Genomic DNA, 20,640 nt, shown 5'->3' on the forward strand with positions numbered 1-20,640 from the left:
AGGGGCGGGGCTGAGGGGCGGGGCCCGGCCCCGCTCCCGCCCCGGACGCCGGAGAAGCTACGCGGGCGGCGCCGTCACGAAATCGATCAAATGCTCCACCGAGCCCAGCAGCTCCGGCTCCAGGTCCCGGTACGAGCGCACCGTGGAAAGGATCCCCTGCCAGGCCGCCCCCGTGTTCTCCGGCCAGCCCAGCGAGCGGCACACGCCCGTCTTCCAGTCCTGGCCGCGCGGCACCACCGGCCAGGCCGGAATGCCCACGGACGACGGCTTCACCGCCTCCCACACATCGATGTAGGGGTGGCCGACCACCAGCACGTTCGCGTCCGAGACCTGGTCCGCGATCCGGGACTCCTTGGAGCCGGGGACCAGGTGGTCGACCAGGACGCCGAGCCTGGCATCCGGGCCGGGGGAGAACTCGCGCACGATCGCCGGGAGGTCGTCGATGCCCTCCAGGTACTCGACGACCACGCCCTCGATCCGCAGGTCGTCACCCCAGACCCGCTCGACCAGCTCCGCGTCGTGGCGGCCCTCCACATAGATGCGGCCCGCCCGCGCCACCCGGGCGCGGGCCCCGGGGACCGCGACCGAACCCGAGGCCGTACGCGTGGGGCGCACGGGACCGGCGGCCGACGGGCGCACCAGCGTGACCACCCGGCCCTCCAGCAGGAAGCCGCGGGGTTCCATCGGGAACACCCGGTGCTTGCCGAAACGGTCCTCCAGGGTCACGGTCGGCCCCTGGGCGGTCTTCTCACAGCGGATCACCGCACCGCAGAATCCGGTGGAGACCTCCTCCACGACCAGATCGGGCTCGGCGGGGACCTCGGGAACGGGGACGGACCTCTTCCACGGCGGGGTCAGGTCCGGCTGGTAGCTGCGCATCGGATGACGATAGGACGACAGCACCTCACGACACGCCGAAGAGGGCGGCCAGCCGGTCGCGCTGGGCCCTGACGAACGCCGCGTCCACCACCGCCCCGTGCCCCGGGACGTACACCGCGTCCTCGCCGCCGAGCCCCAGCAGCCGGTCCAGCGCGGCCGGCCAGCGGGACGGCAGCGCGTCCCGGCCCGCCTGCGGTTCGCCGGACTCCTCGACCAGGTCGCCGCAGAGCACCACCGTCGGGGAGCCGGGGACGAGCGCCACCAGGTCGTGGCCGCTGTGGGCGGGGCCCACATTCGCCAGCAGCACCTGACGGCCGCCGCCCAGATCGAGGGTCCACTCGCCGCACACCTCGTGGTGCGGCGCCACCAGCACACCGGTGGCCTCCACCGCGTCGCGCTCGGACACCCCGTGGCGCACCGCGTCGGCGCACAGCTCGTCCGCCCCGCGCTTCAGCAGCCCGGTCATGCCGACCGCTCCGTACACCTGGGTGCCGGAGAACGCCGCGGTGCCCAGCACATGGTCGAAGTGGGGGTGGCTGAGTGCGATATGCGTCACCCTCCGGCCGAGCAGGGCCTGTGCCTGGGCCCGCACTTCCGCCCCCTCGCGGAGCGTCGATCCGGTGTCGTAGAGCAGCGCGCCGTCCGTTCCGGCCACCAGCGCGACCGTCGCATCCCACCCGGGAAGCCGCCGCCGGCCCACTCCGTGACCGAGTCGCTCCCAGCCGAACTCTTCCCAAGACGCGTTCATACCGCGACGCTATCCGCAGAAGACCTGCACGGTCTCGCGGCAGCGTGGCCGGTTGCCCTTGCTAGGCCCCCACTCGGCCGCCGTACACTGGCCGGGGGATTACTGGCACTCACGTCGACAGAGTGCCAGGAAGATTCCTGGGAAAGAAAACAGGAACGGCCCGAGAACCACCGAGGACAGCTGGAGGTGTGCGCGATGCTCAGCGAACGCAGACTCGAAGTGCTGCGCGCCATCGTCCAGGACTATGTCGGCACCGAGGAGCCCGTCGGCTCCAAGGCGCTCACCGAACGGCACAAGCTGGGGGTCTCCCCGGCCACTGTCCGCAACGACATGGCGGTGCTGGAGGACGAGGGTTTCATCGCCCAACCCCACACCAGCGCGGGACGCATCCCGACGGACAAGGGCTACCGGCTCTTCGTCGACAAGCTCGCGGGCGTCAAGCCCCTCTCGTCGCCGGAACGTCGCGCCATTCACAATTTCCTCGACGGCGCGGTCGACCTCGACGACGTCGTGGGCCGCACCGTTCGACTGCTCGCGCAGCTGACCCGGCAGGTCGCCATCGTGCAGTACCCCTCGCTGACCCGGTCCACGGTGCGGCATGTGGAACTGCTCTCGCTGGCATCCGCCCGGCTGATGCTCGTGCTGATCACGGACACCGGCCGGGTCGAACAGCGCATGATCGACTGCCCCGCTCCGTTCGGTGAGACCTCTCTCGCCGATCTGCGGGCCCGGCTCAACAGCCGGGTCGTCGGACGCCGTTTCACGGACGTCCCGCAGCTGGTGCAGGACCTGCCGGAATCCTTCGAGAGCGAGGACCGGGGAACCGTGTCCACCGTGCTCTCCACCCTGCTCGAAACCCTCGTCGAGGAGACGGAGGAGCGGCTGATGATCGGCGGCACCTCCAACCTCACCCGGTTCGGGCACGACTTCCCCGTGATGATCCGGCCGGTGCTGGAGGCATTGGAGGAGCAGGTCGTGCTGCTGAAGCTGCTCGGCGAGGCCAAGGACTCGGGCATGACCGTACGAATCGGGCACGAGAACGCCCACGAGGGGCTCAACTCCACGTCCGTCGTCGCGGTCGGCTACGGTTCGGGCGACGAGGCAGTCGCCAAACTCGGCGTGGTCGGACCGACCCGCATGGACTACCCCGGAACGATGGGAGCGGTACGCGCAGTGGCACGTTACGTCGGACAGATCCTGGCGGAGTCGTAAGTGGCCACGGACTACTACGCCGTACTCGGCGTGCGCCGCGACGCATCTCAGGACGAGATCAAGAAGGCATTCCGGCGGCTCGCCCGTGAGCTGCATCCGGATGTGAACCCCGATCCGAAGACCCAGGAGCGGTTCAAGGAGATCAACGCCGCCTACGAGGTGCTGTCGGACCCGCAGAAGAAGCAGGTCTACGACCTCGGTGGCGATCCGCTGTCCGCCTCCGGCGGCGGTGGCGCGGGCGGCTTCGGACAGGGCGGCTTCGGCAACTTCTCCGACATCATGGACGCGTTCTTCGGTACGTCGTCGCAGCGCGGGCCCCGTTCGCGCACCCGGCGCGGCCAGGACGCGATGATCCGGCTGGAGATCGATCTCGCGGAGGCCGCGTTCGGCACCACCAAGGACATCCAGGTCGACACGGCCGTCGTCTGCGCGACCTGCAACGGCGAGGGCGCCGCGCCCGGCACCTCCGCGCAGACCTGTGACATGTGCCGCGGTCGCGGTGAGGTCTCCCAGGTCACCCGGTCCTTCCTGGGCCAGGTCATGACCTCGCGGCCGTGCCCGCAGTGCCAGGGCTTCGGCACCGTCGTGCCGACCCCCTGCCCGGAGTGCGCCGGTGACGGCCGCATCCGCTCGCGGCGCACGCTCACCGTGAAGATCCCCGCCGGTGTCGACAACGGCACCCGCATCCAGCTCGCGGGCGAGGGCGAGGTCGGCCCCGGCGGCGGCCCGGCCGGCGATCTGTACGTGGAGATCCACGAGCTGCCGCATTTGGTGTTCCAGCGCCGCGGCGACGATCTGCACTGCACGGTCACCATCCCCATGACGGCGGGCGCGCTCGGCACCAAGGTGCCGCTGGAGACGCTCGACGGCCTGGAGGAGGTCGACATCAGGCCCGGCACCCAGTCCGGTCAGTCCGTCCCGTTGCACGGACGCGGCATCACGCATCTGCGGGGCGGCGGGCGCGGCGATCTGATCGTGCACGTCGAGGTGATGACCCCGACGAAGCTGGACCCGGAGCAGGAGCGACTGCTGCGGGACCTGTCGAAGCTGCGCGGCGAGGAGCGGCCCACCGGCCAGTTCCAGCCCGGACAGCAGGGGCTCTTCTCCCGGCTGAAGGACGCCTTCAACGGCCGCTGACGGTCCCCGCACACCGTTCCTGACCGCCGGACGGGCTCGCTCGCCGAGCCCGTCCGGCGTTTAAGGGCAAAATGGACCGCAGGCCGCGCACGCCGAGGCGTGCTTGACGTGACACGATGCGGTCATGTCATCCGTGTTGACCGATCTCTGCCGGTATCCGATCGTGCAGGCCCCGATGGCGGGTGGCGCGTCCTGTCCCCAGCTCGTCGCCGCCGTCGCCGAAGCGGGCGGGCTGGGTTTCCTCGCCGCCGGGTACAAGACCGCGGACGGCATGTACAACGAGATCAAACAGCTGCGCGGGCTGACCGGTCAGCCCTTCGGCGTCAATCTCTTCATGCCGCAGCCGGGGCTCGCCGACCCGAGCGCCGTCGAGGTGTACCGGCACCAGCTCGCCGGTGAGGCCGCCTGGTACGAGACTCCGCTCGGTGAACCGGACTCCGGCGGCGACGACGGCTACGAGGCGAAACTCGCCATCCTCCTGGAGGACCCGGTCCCGGCCGTCTCGTTCACCTTCGGCTGCCCGACCCGCGACACCCTCGACGCGTTCGCCGGAGTCGGCACGTACACGGTGGTGACGGTCACCACGCCCGAGGAGGCCCAGACCGCGCAGTGGGCGGGCGCCGACGCGGTCTGCGTCCAGGGCATGGAGGCGGGCGGCCACCAGTCCACCCACTGGGACGATCCGCAGACCGACGGCACCGGGATAGGACTGCTCTCCCTGGTGGCCCAGGTCCGTGAGACGGTACAGGTACCGGTCATCGCCACGGGCGGGCTGATGCGCGGATCCCAGATCGCCGCGGTGCTCGCCGCGGGCGCGGAGGCGGCGCAGCTCGGCACGGCCTTCCTCGTCTGCCCCGAGTCCGGGGCGCATCTGCTGCACAAGCAGGCGCTGACCAACCCGCTGTTCGTACGGACCGACCTGACCCGGGCGTTCTCCGGACGCCCGGCCCGGGGCCTGGTCAACCGCTTCATGCGTGAGCACGGCCCGTACGCCCCGGCCGCCTACCCGCAGGTCCACTATCTGACCGCCGGGCTGCGCCAGGCGGCGGCCAGGGCCGGGGACGCCCAGGGCATGGCGCTGTGGGCGGGGCAGGGGCACCGGATGGCACGCGAGCTGCCCGCCGGCCGGCTGGTCGGCCTGCTCGCCGAAGAACTGGACGCCGCACGGACGGCAGTGAGCACAGGGAGTACGCAGTGACCGCACCGGTCTTCGTCGTCGAAAAGGTTCCCGACGGGCCCGAGTTCGTCCTGGAAGGAGCCGAGGGGCGCCACGCCGTCTCGGTGAAGCGGCTGCGCGCGGGTGAGGACGTCGTGCTGACGGACGGCCACGGCCGTTGGACGGAAGGTGTCGTCCGGGCCGCCGAGGGAAAGGACCGGCTCATGGTCACCGACCTGGTGGCCGTCCACGAGGAGCCCCGGCCCACCCCCCGTATCACCGTCGTCCAGGCCCTGCCCAAGGGCGACCGCGGCGAGGTCGCCGTCGAGACGATGACGGAGACCGGTGTCGACGCGATCGTGCCCTGGCAGGCGTCGCGCTGCATCACGCAGTGGAAGGGCGACCGCGGCCTCAAGTCCCTGGCGAAATGGCGCAACACCGCCCGGGAGGCGGGCAAGCAGTCGCGCCGGGTCCGCTTCCCGGAGGTCGCGGACGCGCTGACGACCAAACAGGTCGCCGCGCTTCTGGCCACGGCGGACCTCGCCGCCGTCCTGCACGAGGAGCGGGGGTACGACAGCGAGCCGCTGGCCGCCGCCCAACTCCCCACCCAGGGCGAGATCGTGCTGGTCGTCGGCCCCGAGGGCGGGGTGTCGCCGGACGAACTGGAGGCCTTCGCCGCGGCGGGCGCCCGGATCTGCCGGCTCGGAACGAGCGTCCTGCGCACCTCGACGGCCGGCACGGCGGCGACGGCGCTGCTGCTGGGGCGCACCGGCCGCTGGTCGTGAGACCGCCCCGTCCGAGCCCCCTTCCGTGCGCCGGAGCCACCCCCGGTGTGGCCGTAAGCCGTCTACCGCCCCGAGGGGGGACGGTGGGAAGCTGCCCGTATGGGGACATCAAGGGCATGGGGTCAGGGAAGTATCCGTCGCTTTCTGGCCGCGTCCGCACTCGCGGGCGCGGCGGTCGCAGGTGTCGCGGCCTGTGAACCCGCGGGCGGCCTGAACTCCGCATCCATCGCCGTGACCACCGACCGGACCGGCACCGGCGCCCTGGAGCGCAACGGGGTCGATGTCCAGTGGTTGAGCTGCACGGCCGACGTCGTGGGGGACCGGTTCGGGGGCGCGTCGCCCTCCGCCTCCGCGCGCCGGATCGCGGACGTCGACTGCACTGGGAGGACCGGAAAGGGCAAGGCCATCACGATCGCCGGACAGGTGACCCAGGCGCTCGACGGGCGGTGCGTGCGCGGGGACCTGACCGGGAAGGCCGATGGGAAGGTCGTCTTCCGGGCAGATGTGCTCGGCAACTGCAACGCCGCCCCGTCGACCGGTGCCGTGATTCCGGCCCTCGGCAGCGGCAACGGCGGCGCCCGGCCGACGGTCACCGTGACGGTCACGGTGACCGAAACGCCCTGGGGCAAGTGATCGCGTCCGCCGTCCGGCCGCCCGGCGGACTCCGGCCAACTCGGTTCCGCGGAGCACGCCCGCGGCCTAGGGTGATCGGTGTGACGCAGCCTGCCTACCTCCGATACCCCCATGTCCAGGGCGATTTGATCGCCTTCACCGCCGAGGACGATGTCTGGCTGGCGCCGCTGGACGGCGGCCGAGCCTGGCGTGCCAGCGCCGACAACCGACCGGTCACCAACCCGCGGATATCTCCCGACGGAACCCGGGTCGCCTGGACGTCCACCCGGGACGGGGCCCCGGAGGTACACATCGCGCCGGTCGACGGCGGCCCCTCCGAGCGGCTCACGTACTGGGGCGACGGCCGGACCTCCGTCCGCGGCTGGACACCCGAGGGCGACGTACTGGTCATCAGCGCCCAGGGGCAGGCGTCGATGCGGCGCAGCTGGGCCAGGGCCGTCCCGGTCGACGGCGGTCCCGCGCGGACCCTGCCGTACGGGCCGGTCGGCTCCCTCGCGTACGGGCCCGGCGGACGGATCCTGCTGCTCTCGGCCACGATGGGGCGCGAGGCCGCCACCTGGAAGCGCTACCGGGGCGGCACCGCGGGCAAGTTGTGGATCGCGGAAGAGGGCGCGAGCGACGGCCCGGCGGAGTTCGTACGGCTGCACGAGGACCTCGACGGGAACATCGAATCCCCGATGTGGGTGGGCGGCGGGGCCTCCTCCGCCCGACCGGAGTCGCGCACGCCGGAACGGGTCGCGTTCCTCTCCGACCACGAAGGGGTCGGCGCGGTCTACTCCTCGCTCCCCGACGGTTCGGACCTGCGCCGCCACACCGGCGTCGAAGGCTTCTACGCCCGTCACGCGACCACCGACGGCACCCGCGTCTGCTACGCCTCGGCCGGTGAACTCTGGCTGCTGGACGACCTCGAAGGAGCCGGACCCCGCCGCCTCGACATCCGGCTCGGCGGCCAGCGCGCCGACCTCCAGCCGCACTCCGTGCACGCGGGCAGCCACCTCGACTCCGCGTCCCCGGACCGTACGGGACGCGGCAGCGCCGTCGGGACGCGCGGTGCCGTCCACTGGGTCACCCACCGCGAGGGCCCGGCCCGCGCACTCGCCGTCGAACCGGGGGTACGGGCCAGGATGCCCCGCGCCTTCCAGGCGGACGGCGACCAGCACGCCGTCTGGGTCACCGACGCCGAGGGGGACGACGCCCTGGAGTGCGCACCCGCCACCGGCACCGCACCGGGCGCCGTACCGCGTCGCCTCGCCGCGGGCCGTATCGGCAGGGTCCTCGACCTCGCCGCGGCCCCGGACGGCAGCCGGTTCGCCGTCGCCGCGCACGACGGACGGGTACTGATCGTCGAGCGGGAGAGCGGCGAGGTCCACGAGGTGGACCGCAGCGAGCACGGCGACGTCTCCGGTCTCGTCTTCTCGCCCGACTCCTCCTGGCTCGCCTGGTCGCACCCCGGACCCGAACCGCTCAGGCAGCTCAAGCTCGCGCACCTCGCGGATCTGTCCGTCGCCGAGGCCACCCCGCTGCGTTTCCGGGACTTCGCCCCCGCGTTCACCACCGACGGCAAGCACCTCGCGTTCCTCTCCGAGCGGTCCTTCGACCCGGTCTACGACGCCCACGTCTTCGACCTGGCGTTCATCGGCTCCTGCCGTCCGCATCTGCTGACGCTCGCCGCCACCACGCCCTCTCCGTTCGGGCCGCAGCGCCACGGCCGCCCGACCGAGAAGGAGAAGAGCGGCGACGGCGAGGACAACCCGACCGCGCTGCCCGTCACCCGGATCGACCTCGAAGGACTCGCCGACCGGATCGTGCCGCTGCCCGTCGAGGCCGCCAGCTACTCCACGCTCAGGGCCGCCAGGGACGGCCTGCTGTGGCTGAGCCACCCGGTGACCGGGGTACTCGGTACGAGCGGCGCCACGCCCGACTCCCGCCGCCCCGAGACGGTCCTCGAACGGTACGACCTGGAGAAGCTGCGCTGCGAGGAACTCGCCTCGGACGTCGGCGGTTTCGCGGTCAGCGGCGACGGCAAGCGGATCGTCCTGCGGACCCGGGGCAAGCTGCGGGTCGCACCGTCCGACAGTCGCGTACCGGCCGGTGACGACGACCACGACGGCGACAGCAGTGTCACCGTCGACCTCTCCCGGATCCGCCGGATCCTCGACCCGGCCGCCGAGTGGCGCCAGATGTACGACGAGGCCGGGCGCATCATGCGGGACAACTTCTGGCGTCCCGACATGGGCGGGATCGACTGGGACGGAGTCCTGGACCGCTACCGCCCGGTGCTGGAGCGCGTCGCCACCCACGACGACCTGGTGGACCTGCTGTGGGAGGTGCAGGGAGAGCTCGGCACCTCGCACGCCTATGTGACGCCGCCCGGCGGATGGCGCGACGAATCGACCCGGCAGGGACAGCTCGGCGCGGACATCTCCCGTACGGACGAGGGCAGTTGGCGCATCGACCGCATCCTGCCCTCCGAGACCTCCGACCCGGCGGCCCGGTCGCCGCTGGCCGCACCCGGGGTGGCGATGCGCGTCGGGGACGCGATTCTCGCCGTCGACGGGCAGCCGGTCGACCCGGTGACCGGACCCGGGCCGCTGCTCACCGGCTCGGCCGGCAAGCCGGTCGAGCTGACCGTTTCGCCGGTGGACGGCGGCGGCCCGCGCCATGTCGTCGTCGTACCGGTCGGCGACGAGGAGGCGCTGCGCTACCACGCGTGGGTCGCCGACCGGCGGGCCTACGTCCACGAGCACTCCGGCGGACGCCTCGGCTACCTCCACGTGCCCGACATGGTCGGCTCCGGCTGGGCCCAGCTCCACCGCGATCTGCGCCTCGAAGTGGCCCGCGAGGGGCTGGTCGTGGACGTCCGCGAGAACCGCGGCGGCCACACCTCGCAGCTGATCGTGGAGAAGCTCGCCCGGCGCATCGTCGGCTGGGACATGCCGCGCGGGATGCGGCCGTACAGCTACCCGGAGGACGCGCCGCGCGGCCCCGTGGTGGCCGTCGCCGACGAGTTCTCCGGCTCGGACGGTGACATCGTGAACGCCGCGATCAAGGCCCTGCGCATCGGGCCGGTGGTCGGTACGCGGACCTGGGGCGGCGTGGTCGGCATCGACAGCCGCTACAAGCTCGTCGACGGGACGTCGGTCACTCAGCCCAAGTACGCGTTCTGGTTCGAGGGTTACGGCTGGGGCGTGGAGAACCACGGGGTCGATCCCGATGTCGAGGTCGTGGTCAGGCCCCAGGACCATGCGGCGGGCCGCGATCCGCAGCTGGACGAGGCGATCCGGATCGCGCTGGCGTCGCTGGCACAGACGCCGGCGAAGCGGGCGCCGGAGCCGCCGGGGATGTAGGGGGCGGACGCGGGAGGGGGGCGGGTGCGCCGGCGGAGGGCCGGCTCCCCGCCCGCCCCTACCCGGGACGGGGGACGAGCCCGCCGCCGGCGCCCCGATACCATGCCGTACAACGATCACCACCGACCGAGGAGCCGACCCCATGGCGGGAGAACCGCAGCCCGACTGCCTGTTCTGCAAGATCGTCTCGGGTGACATCCCGGCGACCATCGTCCGGGAGACCGACACCACCGTCGCCTTCCGGGACATAAACCCGCAGGCTCCCACCCACGTGCTCGTCATCCCCCGCGTCCACCACCCCGACGCCGCCGCCCTCGCGGCGGCCGAGCCGGGAATCGCCGCCGACATACTGCGCGAGGCCGGACACGTGGCCGCCGACGAGAAGATCGTGGACACCGGCTACCGGGTCGTCTTCAACACCGGCTCCGGCGCCGGCCAGACCGTCTTCCACGCGCACGCCCACGTCCTGGGCGGCCGTGGACTGCAGTGGCCCCCCGGCTAGAACGGCCGATCGCACACCGTGTCCGTACGCGAACTCGTGGTCCTCGGCACCGCCAGCCAGGTCCCGACCAGGCACCGCAACCACAACGGCTATCTGCTGCGCTGGGACGGCGAGGGCATCCTCTTCGACCCGGGTGAGGGGACCCAGCGCCAGATGCTGCGGGCCGGTGTCGCCGCGCACGACATCGACCGGATCTGCGTCACGCACTTCCACGGCGACCACTCGCTCGGCCTGGCCGGGGTGATCCAGCGGATCAACCTCGACCAGGTCCCGCACCCGGTCACCGCGCACTACCCGGCGAGCGGACAGCACTTCTTCGAGCGGCTGCGGTACGCGACCGCCTACCGCGAGTCCGTCGAGCTGACCGAGGCCCCGGTCGCGACCGACGGGGTGCTCGCGGCCACGGACGCGTACACGCTCAGCGGCCACCGGCTCTCGCACCCCGTCGAGTCGTACGGCTACCGGCTGGTCGAACCCGACGGGCGCCGCATGCTGCCCGCCAAGCTCGCCGAGCACGGCATCAAGGGGCCCGATGTCGGCCGGATCCAGCGCGAGGGCTCCCTCGGGGGCGTCACGCTCGACGACGTCTCCGAGCGCAGGCGCGGCCAGCGGTTCGCGTTCATCATGGACACGAGGCTCTGCGACGGCGTGCACGTGCTCGCCGAGGGATGCGACCTGCTGGTCATCGAGTCGACCTTCCTCGACGAGGACGAACGACTCGCCACCGACCACGGCCATCTCACCGCCGGCCAGGCGGGCCGGGTGGCCCGGGACGCGGGCGTACGGCACCTGGTGCTGACCCATTTCTCGCAGCGCTACGACGACCCGGCCGTCTTCGAGGCCCAGGCCCGTGCCGCGGGGTTCGAGGGCGAACTGACCGTCGCCCGCGACCTCGGCCGGGTTCCCGTGCCCACCCGACACCTCTGACCAGGGCATCCACCCCGGCACCTCTGACCAGGGCCTCCACCCCGGTATCCCTGAAGAGGGCGGCCATCCCGTCACCTCCGAACACGGGTGCCCACCCGGCGCCCTTGAACACATCAGCACCACCCCTTGTGAGCGTGAAAGACCGTGCATCTCCCCAAAGCCGAACTCCACCTCCACATCGAAGGCACCCTCGAACCCGAGCTGGCCTTCGCGCTCGCCGAACGCAACGGCGTGACGCTGCCGTACGCGGACACCGAAGAGCTGCGCACCGCCTACCTCTTCGACGATCTGCAGACCTTCCTCGATCTGTACTACGCCCTGATGGCGGTGCTCCAAACCGAGGAGGACTTCGAGCAGCTCGCCGACGCGTACCTCACCCGCGCCGCGGCCCAGGGCGTCCGGCACGCGGAGATCTTCTTCGACCCGCAGGCGCACACCGCCCGCGGCGTCCCGATCGGCACCGTCGTCGAAGGGCTCGGCCGGGCGCTGGACCGCAGCGAGGAGAAGCACGGCATCTCCACCCAGCTGATCATGTGCTTCCTGCGCGACCAGTCCGCCGAGTCGGCGCTGGAGACCCTGGAGGCCGCGAAGCCGTATCTGCACCGGATCAGCGCGGTCGGCCTGGACTCGGCGGAGGTCGGGCATCCGCCCGTGAAGTTCCGCGAGGTGTACGAGGCGGCCGGGGCGCTCGGGCTGCGCAAGGTCGCCCACGCCGGTGAGGAAGGCCCGCCCGCGTACATCCGCGAGGCCCTGGACACGCTCGGGGTCGAGCGCATCGACCACGGGCTGCGCTGCATGGAGGACGCGGACCTGGTGAGGCGGCTCGTCGCCGACCGGGTGCCGCTCACCCTGTGCCCGCTGTCCAACGTACGGCTGCGCGCCGTCGACACCCTGGAGGACCACCCGCTGCGGGCCATGCTGGACGCCGGGCTGCTCTGCACGGTGAACTCCGACGACCCCGCCTACTTCGGCGGGTACGTCGGGGACACCTTCCGCGCCGTCCACGAGGCGCTCGGTCTGGACCACGAGCAGCTGCGCACGCTGGCCCGCAACTCCTTCGAGGCGGCCTTCCTCGACCACGACGAGGAGCGCAGGGCGCGCTATCTCTCCGAGGTCGAGGCGTACGCGTTCGACTGACCGGCCTCGCCGGACGGGCCGGCCGTCCGGAACGCGTTCCTGGCCGGGCGCCTGCGGCGCAGCGCGGGCAGGCTGATCTCCGTGACGGCCTGCTCGGGCGCGCCCAGCTTGGGCACGGCGCCGGGCACCGCTCCGGAGGTGACGGCGAGCAGCGCGGCGGGGGCACCGCCCCTGCGCCGCACCGATCCCGGCACCAGCGGCCGGCCACCGGTGTGCAGGGCGACGGCTGTGACCGGGGCGGCGACCAGGAGCGTGACGGCGCCGAGGATCAGACCCATGACCGGGTAGCCGGCCTGCTCGGACAGCACACTGCCCAGGACCGGTCCGCAGGCAACCCCGACGGATGAGGCCGAACCCGCGAGGACCGCCCAGCGGCCGCGCACGTCCAGGGAAGCGGCCAGCCCGATCAGATACGACAGGACCACCGGGTAGACCGTGTTCCAGAGGATCTCGCCGGTCGCGAACGAGCCGAGGCTCCCGGCCGACGAGCTGAGCACGATGCTCGCCGCGATGATCACGGTGCCCAGGCCGATCGGCACCGCCCGGCCGAGCCGGGCGCCCAGCACCCCGGCGCCCATCACACCGAGCAGACCCGCACCGAGCGCGGCGGCGAACACCGCGCCGATGGTGACCTCGGAGAGGCCGGCCTGGACCGCGCCGATCCGGCTGCTGACGCCCCACAGCGCGTTCTGCGCCATGGACCAGACGAGCATGCCGCCCGCCAGCACCAGACCGGAGCGCCGGTGCGGCAGCCGGCCGACGACGGGGGCCGCGGGACCGCTGGGCGCGGGGCCGCCGAGCCGTGCGGTGGCGGGCCAGACGAGCAGGGCGACCAGGGCGATTGAGGCGAACGGCAGCCGGTGTCCGCCGCCGAGGTGCGGAATCGTCAGATAGAGGGCGCCCGCCGTCGCGGAGACGCTGAGCAGACCGAGCGACGAGGTCCGGTGCGGATCGCGCTGGGCCGCGATGCCCGCCGCGGCCACGGCGGTGGCCGTACCCGAGCCGAAGCCGCCGATCATCGCGCCCACGACCACCAGCGGCACGGAGCCCGCCAGCGCGGCGCAGCCGTACCCCGCCATGGCCAGCATCAGCCCGATCCGCGCCGGGCGCCGCGGCCCGTACGTCTCGACCCGGCCCGCCAGCGTGAATCCGGCTGTCGCGGAGCTCAGCAGCAGGGCGCTGCCCACCAGACCGGCCTGGGCGGTACTGAGGCCCAGATGGACGGAGAGCCGCCCGACGATGGTGGGGAGCAGATAGGCGGCGAGGTAACCGGCGGTGAACACGGCGACCAGGGGCCACGCGGCGCGAGGGCGCGAGGACATGGGCGTTCCTGAAGACATGCCGAAGGAGGCAGAGAAGGCAGGGGAGGGCAATGCGGGACATACGGGGGAGACGGTGCACACGTCGGCAAGTGCCGCCAACGGGGCTCGCGGGCCAATTTGTATCAACTGCGTCCAGCCGACCGAAAGCCGCCCCGGCGTGATCTGGATCACATAGGCGTTTGCGTCTCGGATGTCCGGGTAGTCGCCCTCATTTATGCAGGTCAGCGCCCTTGGGTGCGGAGCCGGCGCGAGCCCCGGTGAAGGGGCGGCGCGGACCCTCCGGTTACGGGAGTGGATCGGGCACACTGGCCGCATCTGCCACGACCGGGGAGCGCAAGGTGAGCACGGACATTCCAGCCATCGACCCACTGGACGGGCTGCGTGCCCCGCAGGACCCGGACTGCGACGTCTTCCTCACCGGCACGGTCTTCCTCGACATCATCTTCACCGGCCTGGACAGCGCCCCGGTGCGCGGCACCGAGTCCTGGGCACGCGGCATGGGCTCCAGCCCCGGCGGGGTCGCCAACATGGCCACCGCGCTGGCCCGGCTGGGCCTGCACACCTCACTGGCCGCGGCGTTCGGCGACGACCACTACGGGGAGTACTGCTGGGATGCCCTGGAGCAGGGCGAGGGCATCGACCTGTCCATGTCGCACACCGTCCCCGGCTGGCACTCGCCGGTGACCGTCTCCATGGCGTACGAGGGCGAACGGACGATGGTCTCGCACGGCCACGAGGCCCCGGGCCCGGAAGGAACCCCCGGCGCCGTGCTCCCCGCGGAGGAGTCCGTCTTCCCGCGCTGTCCGCCCCGCGCGCGGGCCGCGATCGCCTCGCTCGTCCCCGGGCGCAGGGAGCCCTGGGTCGCCAAGGCCGCCGGGAACGGCGCCCGGATCTTCGCCGACGTCGGCTGGGACGAGACCGGGCGCTGGGACCTGGACGCCCTGGCCGACCTGGAACACTGCGAGGCGTTCCTGCCCAACGCCGAGGAGGCGATGCGCTACACCCGCACCGGCTGCCCGCGCGCCGCCGCCCACGCCCTGGCCGAACGGGTGCCGCTTGCCGTGGTCACCCTGGGCCCGGAGGGCGCGTACGCGGTGGACGCGGCGACCGGGGCGAGCGCCGAGGTGCCCGCCATCGAGGTCGAGGCGCTGGATCCGACCGGTGCGGGCGATGTCTTCGTCGCCGGCTTCGTCACCGGCACCCTGGCGGACTGGCCGCTGGCCGACCGGCTGGCCTTCGCCGGACTGACCGCGGCGCTCTCGGTGCAGGAGTTCGGCGGTTCGTTGTCGGCACCGGACTGGGAGGAGATCGCTGCCTGGTGGCAGCAGGTGCGCACCTTCGCGGACCAGGACCCCGCGGCGCTCCAGCGGTACGCCTTCCTGGAGGAACTGCTGCCCGCGGCCGCCCGGCCGTGGCCGCTGCGCCGCGCCGTCCCGACGATCGGCTTCCGCCGTCCGGCCTGAACGGGGGCAGGCGTGTTCGCAGCCCTGTGCGAAAAAGCCCTCGGTGTTGTCGGCGCGGAGTCGTAGGCTTGGTAATCCAGAGGTTGTCGATCAGCGAGAACCCTGCAACAGGAGGTATGTGCAGGCCACAGAGCCGGCCCATGACTCAGACACCCACAGCCCAGACTCCGGCGCCGGGGCAGGCGCGAGCCCAGTTCACCGTTCCGGCCAAGCATCCGATGGTGACCGTCCTGGGCTCCGGTGACGCCCTGCTGCGCGTGATCGAAACGGCCTTCCCGGCGGCCGACATCCATGTCCGGGGAAACAAGGTCAGCGCCGCCGGGGACGCGACGGAAGTCGCCCTGATCCAGCGCCTGTTCGACGAGATGATGCTGGTGCTCCGCACCGGTCAGCCGATGACGGAGGACGCAGTGGAACGCTCGATCGCCATGCTCAGGGCGAGTGAGAGCGGCGAGGGGGACGGTCAGGAGACGCCGGCCGAGGTGCTCACCCAGAACATCCTCTCCAGCCGCGGTCGCACCATCCGTCCCAAGACGCTCAACCAGAAGCGGTACGTCGACGCGATCGACAAGCACACGGTCGTCTTCGGTATCGGCCCCGCGGGGACCGGCAAGACCTATCTCGCCATGGCGAAGGCGGTCCAGGCCCTGCAGTCCAAGCAGGTCAACCGGATCATCCTGACCCGGCCCGCCGTCGAGGCGGGCGAGCGGCTCGGCTTCCTGCCGGGCACGCTCTACGAGAAGATCGACCCGTATCTGCGTCCGCTCTACGACGCCCTGCACGACATGCTCGACCCCGACTCGATCCCGCGGCTGATGGCGGCGGGCACGATCGAGGTGGCGCCGCTGGCCTATATGCGTGGCCGCACGCTCAACGACGCGTTCATCATCCTCGACGAGGCGCAGAACACCAGCGCCGAGCAGATGAAGATGTTCCTGACCCGGCTCGGCTTCGACTCGAAGATCGTCGTCACCGGTGACGTCACCCAGGTCGACCTGCCGAACGGGACCAAGAGCGGTCTGCGTCAGGTCCAGGACATCCTGGACGGCGTCCAGGACGTCCACTTCTCCAGGCTCACCTCCCAGGATGTCGTCCGGCACAAGCTGGTCGGCCGTATCGTCGACGCGTACGAGAAGTACGACAGCCGAGACAGCCACAACGGGAAGTAGTCGCAGCGCACCATGTCGATCGACGTCAACAACGAGTCCGGAACCGAGGTCGACGAGCAGGCGATCCTCGACATCGCCCGCTACGCGCTCGCACGGATGCGGATCCACCCGCTCTCCGAACTCTCGGTGATCGTGGTGGACACCGACGCCATGGAGCAGCTCCACATTCAGTGGATGGATCTGCCGGGGCCGACGGATGTCATGTCCTTCCCGATGGACGAACTCCGTCCGCCGTCCAAGGACGACGAGGAGCCCCCGCAGGGGCTCCTCGGTGACATCGTGCTCTGCCCGGAGGTCGCCGAGAAGCAGGGTGAGGACGCGGAGACCCGGCACTCCATGGACGAGGAGCTCCAGCTCCTCACCGTCCACGGAGTGCTGCATCTGCTCGGGTACGACCACGAGGAGCCGGACGAGAAGGCCGAGATGTTCGGCCTCCAGGCCGCGATCGTCGACGGCTGGCGCGCCGAACGCGGCCTGACCGGTCCCTCGCCCGCGCCCACCGTCTCGTGAGCGTTCCTCTCGTTCTCGGTGCCGTGCTGCTGGTCGTCGTCGGCTGGCTGGCGGCCTGCGCGGAGGCGGGCATCGCCCGTGTGTCCAGCTTCCGGGCCGCCGAGGCCGTCCGGTCGGGGCGGCGCGGCAGCCAGAAGCTCGAACAGGTCGCGGCCGATCCGACCCGGTATCTCAACGTCGCCCTGCTGGTGCGGGTCGCCTGCGAGATGTCGGCCGGTGTGCTCGTCACGTACGCCTGTCTGAAGGAGTTCCCGGAGACCTGGGAGGCGCTGGCCGTCGCCATGGCCGTGATGGTCCTCGTCTCCTACGTCGCCATCGGCGTGTCACCGCGCACCATCGGCCGCCAGCACCCGCTGAACACGGCCACCGCCGCCGCCTACGTGCTGCTGCCGCTGGCCAGGGTCATGGGCCCGATCCCGCAGCTGCTGATCCTCATCGGCAACGCGGTGACGCCCGGCAAGGGGTTCCGCAAGGGACCGTTCGCCAGCGAGGCCGAACTGCGGGCGCTGGTCGACCTCGCCGAGGCGGAGTCGCTGATCGAGGACGAGGAGCGCCGCATGGTGCACTCCGTCTTCGAGCTCGGTGACACGCTCGTGCGCGAGGTCATGGTGCCGCGGACCGACCTGGTCTGCATCGAGCGTTACAAGACGATCCGGCAGGCGCTGACCCTGGCGCTGCGTTCCGGTTTCTCGCGGATCCCGGTCACCGGGGAGAACGAGGACGACATAGTCGGCATCGTGTACCTCAAGGACCTGGTCCGCAAGACGCACATCAACCGGGAGTCGGAGGCCGATCTGGTCTCCACGGCGATGCGGCCGGCGGCGTTCGTGCCCGACACGAAGAACGCCGGCGATCTCCTGCGCGAGATGCAGCAGGAGCGCAGCCATGTCGCCGTCGTGATCGACGAGTACGGCGGCACCGCGGGCATCGTCACCATCGAGGACATCCTCGAAGAGATCGTCGGCGAGATCACCGACGAGTACGACCGTGAACTCCCGCCGGTCCAGGAGCTGGAGAACGGCTGCTTCCGGGTGACCGCGCGGCTGGACATCGGCGACCTGGGGGAGCTGTTCGGCCTCGACGAGTTCGACGACGAGGACGTGGAGACGGTCGGCGGACTCCTGGCGAAGGCGCTGGGGCGGGTTCCGATCGCCGGTGCGTCCTCGCCGGTCGACCTGCCCGACGGCCGCCGGATCCGGCTGACCGCGGAGTCCCCGGCGGGCCGCCGGAACAAGATCGTCACGGTGCTGGTGGAGCCGGAGGGGGTGGAGGCGGGGTGACTCCGCAGCAGCTGAGGGCGTTCTGCCTGGAGTTCAACGCGAGCGTCGAGGAGTTCCCGTTCGGGCCGGAGGCGTCCGTCTTCAAGGTGCTCGGCAAGATGTTCGCGCTCAGCGCGCTGGACGCGCGTCCGCTGACGGTGAACCTCAAGTGCGATCCGGACGAGGCGGCGCGGCTCCGCGAGGAGTACGACGCGGTGGTGCCGGGCTGGCACATGAACAAGCGGCACTGGAACACGGTGACGGTGTCCGGGGTGCCGAACCGGGTGCTCCGTGAGCTCATCGAGGACTCCTACGACCTGGTGGTGGCCGGCCTGCCCAAGGCGGAACGGCTGCGACTGGACCGGGCGTAGGGCGCTGCGGGGCCTTCGGCGTGCGGTCGGTCACGGGAAGGGGCGGGGCGGGGAACGGGCCCTTCGGTTCGTATGCTCGGCACATGACTGAGAGCACCGACCTCGGCCCCGAGGACCGCAAGATCGTCACGCTGGCGCGCAGCGCCCGCGCCCGCAACGGCGTGCCGGAGGGCGCGGCCGTACGGGACGAGACCGGACGGACGTATGTCGCGGGCACCGTCCGACTGGAGTCGCTGAAGCTCAGCGCCCTGCAGACCGCCGTGGCGATGGCCGTGGCCAGCGGCGCCACCTCGCTGGAGGCGGCCGCGGTCGTCTCCGAGGCGCAGACCCCGTCGGACGCGGACCGCGCCGCGGTACGGGACCTGGGCGGCCCGGACACCCCGGTCCTGCTCGCCGGGCCCGACGGCACACTGCGGGTCAGCGTGACGGCGGGCTGACGGCGACAGAATCCACACACGGCGTACGAACGCCCCGCACCCCACCGGCGCGGGGCGTTCGCACGCCAGGTGAGAGGAATGCGGATCTTGACACTATCTGATGGTCCATCAGTCAGTGGGTTTCGCTTCCATTGACTTCTTTTCGGCCGGAGTCGTCAATGGGCCCCCTGCCGGCGCAGAAGAGCCGCTGCGCCGCATCCGGCAGGAGGGGGCTCCATGCGTCCGACCGTTCGAAGCATCAGCATGCGAAGATCCGGCGCGCGAAGACGTTCCGGGCGCGGCCGTCGCTGGGGCGCCGCACTGGGCGTGGGCGCGCTCGTCGTGGCCGCGGGCGGGGCACTCGCGGCCCCCGCGCAGGCCATGGTGACGGCCTCCGTGCCGGTGGACTTCCCCACCCACTGCATCCCGCCGGCCATCGCGGGCATCCCCCCGATCGACGGGCCGACGAAGGCCGAGATCACCGTCGACAACGCCGTACCCAAGGTGGGCGACACCGTCACGGTCACGTACACCGTCGTCAAGCCCGCCGCGGGCAACCCGGTCGATCTGGCCCTGCCCGCCGACATCATGACGCCGACCGGGAAGGTCACCGTCGGCGGCGCGCAGTCCGCGAGCGTCACCGTCACGGGCCCGAAGAAGAACGCCCCGGTACCCGGCAAGGGCGACTTCCCGTCGTTCTCGATGACCGGCACCTTCACGGTCACCGCGCCCGGACAGATCACTCTGTCGCCCGGCGACTACAACATCCACACCAGCTACATCATGGAGCTGGACACCCCCTGCACGGTGACAGATCCGCCCGCCCCCGTCTCCGAGACGATCCTCGCGACGGACGGCGGCGGCCAGGTCAACGAGCGCGCCATCCAGCTCGGGGCGGCGTCCGGCAAGGCGGGCGACGCGGTCACCGTGACCGGGTCGAAGTTCACCGCGGGCGCGGACGTCACGCTGGCGGGCCGGGCCGGGGACAAGCAGACCGCCGACACGGCCACCGTCAAGGCGGACGGCTCCGGCGGCTTCAGCGGCCGGCTCACCGTCAACGATCCGGCGACCACCGGCATCGTCGCCTACGAGGGCGGTGGCTGGGACGCGGCCAAGGGCGCGGGCCCGCAGGCCTACACCGTCACCGGGGGCGGCGGTGAGATCCCGGACGGCAGCCAGCGGCTCAACTCGTCCGTGAAGGCGGGCACGCTGTCCATGGTCCAGGCCGGGGACACGGTCGAGATGTCGGCGGTCGACTTCGGCAGGGGCGGCGCGTCCCGCGGCTCCCTGCAGACGGTGACGGTCGAGGACTACCGCGGCGGCCCCGCCGGCTGGTCCCTGACCGGAAAGGTCACCGACTTCAAGGGCCCCGGCGGCGCCACGATCGGGGCGTCCGAACTCGGCTGGACCCCGGTCTGCGCGACGAAGGCCGGAAGTCCCAGCACCTGTGCGGCCGGTTCCCAGGGACCGGTCGGCAGCGCGGGCGCCACGCTGGCGTCCACGCCGAACGGGACCTTCACCGGCGGCGAGTTCACCGTCGACGCCCGGCTCGCGCTGAACGTACCGGCGTACACCGCCCCCGGCGCGTACTCCGGCGTGCTCACCCTCACCCTCACATGAGCGAGCAGTCCTGACCGATCCGGTGGACCGGGCGCGCACCCGCCCGG

General features: G+C 71.8%; 19 protein-coding genes. 16 read left to right on the forward strand and 3 right to left on the reverse strand.

The window, feature by feature from the left end; all coding sequences use genetic code 11:
• Positions 1-57: 57 nt before the first annotated feature.
• Together ACZ68L_RS09960 and ACZ68L_RS09965 are read right to left on the reverse strand one after the other, a co-directional pair.
• Positions 58-879: a DUF3097 domain-containing protein gene (locus ACZ68L_RS09960; protein WP_469575715.1), complete on the reverse strand. Its 822-nt coding sequence runs from the start codon at positions 877-879 to the stop codon at positions 58-60.
• Between the two features lie 25 nt (positions 880-904).
• Entirely contained in the window at positions 905-1,627 is a 723-nt protein-coding gene (locus tag ACZ68L_RS09965) for an MBL fold metallo-hydrolase (RefSeq protein WP_469575717.1), read from the reverse strand.
• Between the two features lie 195 nt (positions 1,628-1,822).
• Here ACZ68L_RS09965 and hrcA point away from each other — a divergent pair, with 195 nt between their 5' ends.
• The 9 genes from hrcA to ACZ68L_RS10010 all read left to right on the forward strand — a co-directional run bounded on the left by hrcA (position 1,823) and on the right by ACZ68L_RS10010 (position 12,463).
• A complete protein-coding gene (gene hrcA, locus ACZ68L_RS09970; protein ID WP_376210749.1) occupies positions 1,823-2,839 on the forward strand; it encodes a heat-inducible transcriptional repressor HrcA in 1,017 nt (338 codons plus the stop codon).
• Complete coding sequence (gene dnaJ, locus ACZ68L_RS09975) at positions 2,840-3,976, forward strand: molecular chaperone DnaJ (RefSeq protein ID WP_469575720.1); 1,137 nt, start codon at positions 2,840-2,842, stop codon at positions 3,974-3,976. It begins immediately after the preceding gene.
• A 124-nt stretch (positions 3,977-4,100) separates the two neighbouring features.
• On the forward strand, positions 4,101-5,174 hold the full coding sequence (locus tag ACZ68L_RS09980; protein ID WP_469575721.1) for a nitronate monooxygenase: 1,074 nt from the start codon (positions 4,101-4,103) through the stop codon (positions 5,172-5,174).
• On the forward strand, positions 5,171-5,917 hold the full coding sequence (locus ACZ68L_RS09985) for a 16S rRNA (uracil(1498)-N(3))-methyltransferase (RefSeq protein ID WP_469575723.1): 747 nt from the start codon (positions 5,171-5,173) through the stop codon (positions 5,915-5,917). The genes ACZ68L_RS09980 and ACZ68L_RS09985 overlap by 4 nt, the downstream gene beginning before the upstream one ends.
• A gap of 99 nt (positions 5,918-6,016) precedes the next feature.
• Positions 6,017-6,550: a hypothetical protein gene (locus ACZ68L_RS09990; protein ID WP_469575724.1), complete on the forward strand. Its 534-nt coding sequence runs from the start codon at positions 6,017-6,019 to the stop codon at positions 6,548-6,550.
• 80 nt (positions 6,551-6,630) lie between these two features.
• Complete coding sequence (locus ACZ68L_RS09995; RefSeq protein WP_469575726.1) at positions 6,631-9,897, forward strand: S41 family peptidase; 3,267 nt, start codon at positions 6,631-6,633, stop codon at positions 9,895-9,897.
• A 142-nt stretch (positions 9,898-10,039) separates the two neighbouring features.
• Positions 10,040-10,399, forward strand: coding sequence for a histidine triad nucleotide-binding protein (locus ACZ68L_RS10000; protein WP_469575727.1), 360 nt, complete (start codon positions 10,040-10,042; stop codon positions 10,397-10,399).
• An 18-nt stretch (positions 10,400-10,417) separates the two neighbouring features.
• A complete protein-coding gene (locus ACZ68L_RS10005) occupies positions 10,418-11,326 on the forward strand; it encodes a ribonuclease Z (protein ID WP_469575729.1) in 909 nt (302 codons plus the stop codon).
• Positions 11,327-11,470: 144 nt separating this feature from the next.
• On the forward strand, positions 11,471-12,463 hold the full coding sequence (locus ACZ68L_RS10010; RefSeq protein WP_469575730.1) for an adenosine deaminase: 993 nt from the start codon (positions 11,471-11,473) through the stop codon (positions 12,461-12,463).
• Here the strand turns inward: ACZ68L_RS10010 and ACZ68L_RS10015 are convergent.
• Entirely contained in the window at positions 12,427-13,785 is a 1,359-nt protein-coding gene (locus ACZ68L_RS10015) for an MFS transporter (RefSeq protein ID WP_469575732.1), read from the reverse strand. The genes ACZ68L_RS10010 and ACZ68L_RS10015 overlap by 37 nt on opposite strands.
• Before the next feature lie 338 nt (positions 13,786-14,123).
• On the opposite strand from ACZ68L_RS10015, the gene ACZ68L_RS10020 reads away from it, so the two are divergent.
• From ACZ68L_RS10020 to ACZ68L_RS10050, 7 genes are all read left to right on the forward strand, one after another.
• Complete coding sequence (locus tag ACZ68L_RS10020) at positions 14,124-15,248, forward strand: PfkB family carbohydrate kinase (RefSeq protein ID WP_469575733.1); 1,125 nt, start codon at positions 14,124-14,126, stop codon at positions 15,246-15,248.
• Between the two features lie 140 nt (positions 15,249-15,388).
• On the forward strand, positions 15,389-16,417 hold the full coding sequence (locus ACZ68L_RS10025; protein WP_469575735.1) for a PhoH family protein: 1,029 nt from the start codon (positions 15,389-15,391) through the stop codon (positions 16,415-16,417).
• A gap of 12 nt (positions 16,418-16,429) precedes the next feature.
• On the forward strand, positions 16,430-16,927 hold the full coding sequence (ybeY, locus tag ACZ68L_RS10030; protein ID WP_376210779.1) for an rRNA maturation RNase YbeY: 498 nt from the start codon (positions 16,430-16,432) through the stop codon (positions 16,925-16,927).
• Positions 16,924-18,207: a hemolysin family protein gene (locus tag ACZ68L_RS10035; protein WP_469575736.1), complete on the forward strand. Its 1,284-nt coding sequence runs from the start codon at positions 16,924-16,926 to the stop codon at positions 18,205-18,207. The genes ybeY and ACZ68L_RS10035 overlap by 4 nt, the downstream gene beginning before the upstream one ends.
• The gene (locus tag ACZ68L_RS10040) at positions 18,204-18,557 is read left to right on the forward strand and encodes an MmcQ/YjbR family DNA-binding protein (protein ID WP_469575737.1); all 354 of its coding nucleotides are present in this window, start codon (positions 18,204-18,206) and stop codon (positions 18,555-18,557) included. Before ACZ68L_RS10035 ends, ACZ68L_RS10040 begins: the two co-directional genes overlap by 4 nt.
• Before the next feature lie 83 nt (positions 18,558-18,640).
• Complete coding sequence (locus ACZ68L_RS10045) at positions 18,641-18,994, forward strand: cytidine deaminase (protein WP_351198198.1); 354 nt, start codon at positions 18,641-18,643, stop codon at positions 18,992-18,994.
• Positions 18,995-19,210: 216 nt separating this feature from the next.
• Positions 19,211-20,593 (forward strand): WxL domain-containing protein, encoded by a 1,383-nt coding sequence (locus ACZ68L_RS10050; RefSeq protein WP_469575738.1) that lies wholly within the window; start codon positions 19,211-19,213, stop codon positions 20,591-20,593.
• Positions 20,594-20,640 lie beyond the last annotated feature (47 nt).

Source organism: Streptomyces sp. NPDC104309 (assembly GCF_055584025.1).

Coding starts and splice junctions, on each gene's coding strand:
- ACZ68L_RS09990 (WP_469575724.1), top strand. CDS start 6,017: ATGGGGACATCAAGGGCATGGGGTCAGGGAAGTATCCGTCGCTTTCTG.
- ACZ68L_RS10045 (WP_351198198.1), top strand. CDS start 18,641: ATGACTGAGAGCACCGACCTCGGCCCCGAGGACCGCAAGATCGTCACG.
- ACZ68L_RS09980 (WP_469575721.1), top strand. CDS start 4,101: ATGTCATCCGTGTTGACCGATCTCTGCCGGTATCCGATCGTGCAGGCC.
- ACZ68L_RS10025 (WP_469575735.1), top strand. CDS start 15,389: ATGACTCAGACACCCACAGCCCAGACTCCGGCGCCGGGGCAGGCGCGA.
- ACZ68L_RS10000 (WP_469575727.1), top strand. CDS start 10,040: ATGGCGGGAGAACCGCAGCCCGACTGCCTGTTCTGCAAGATCGTCTCG.
- ybeY (WP_376210779.1), top strand. CDS start 16,430: ATGTCGATCGACGTCAACAACGAGTCCGGAACCGAGGTCGACGAGCAG.
- ACZ68L_RS10050 (WP_469575738.1), top strand. CDS start 19,211: ATGCGTCCGACCGTTCGAAGCATCAGCATGCGAAGATCCGGCGCGCGA.
- ACZ68L_RS09965 (WP_469575717.1), bottom strand. CDS start 1,627: ATGAACGCGTCTTGGGAAGAGTTCGGCTGGGAGCGACTCGGTCACGGA.
- ACZ68L_RS10015 (WP_469575732.1), bottom strand. CDS start 13,785: ATGTCCTCGCGCCCTCGCGCCGCGTGGCCCCTGGTCGCCGTGTTCACC.
- hrcA (WP_376210749.1), top strand. CDS start 1,823: ATGCTCAGCGAACGCAGACTCGAAGTGCTGCGCGCCATCGTCCAGGAC.
- ACZ68L_RS09960 (WP_469575715.1), bottom strand. CDS start 879: ATGCGCAGCTACCAGCCGGACCTGACCCCGCCGTGGAAGAGGTCCGTC.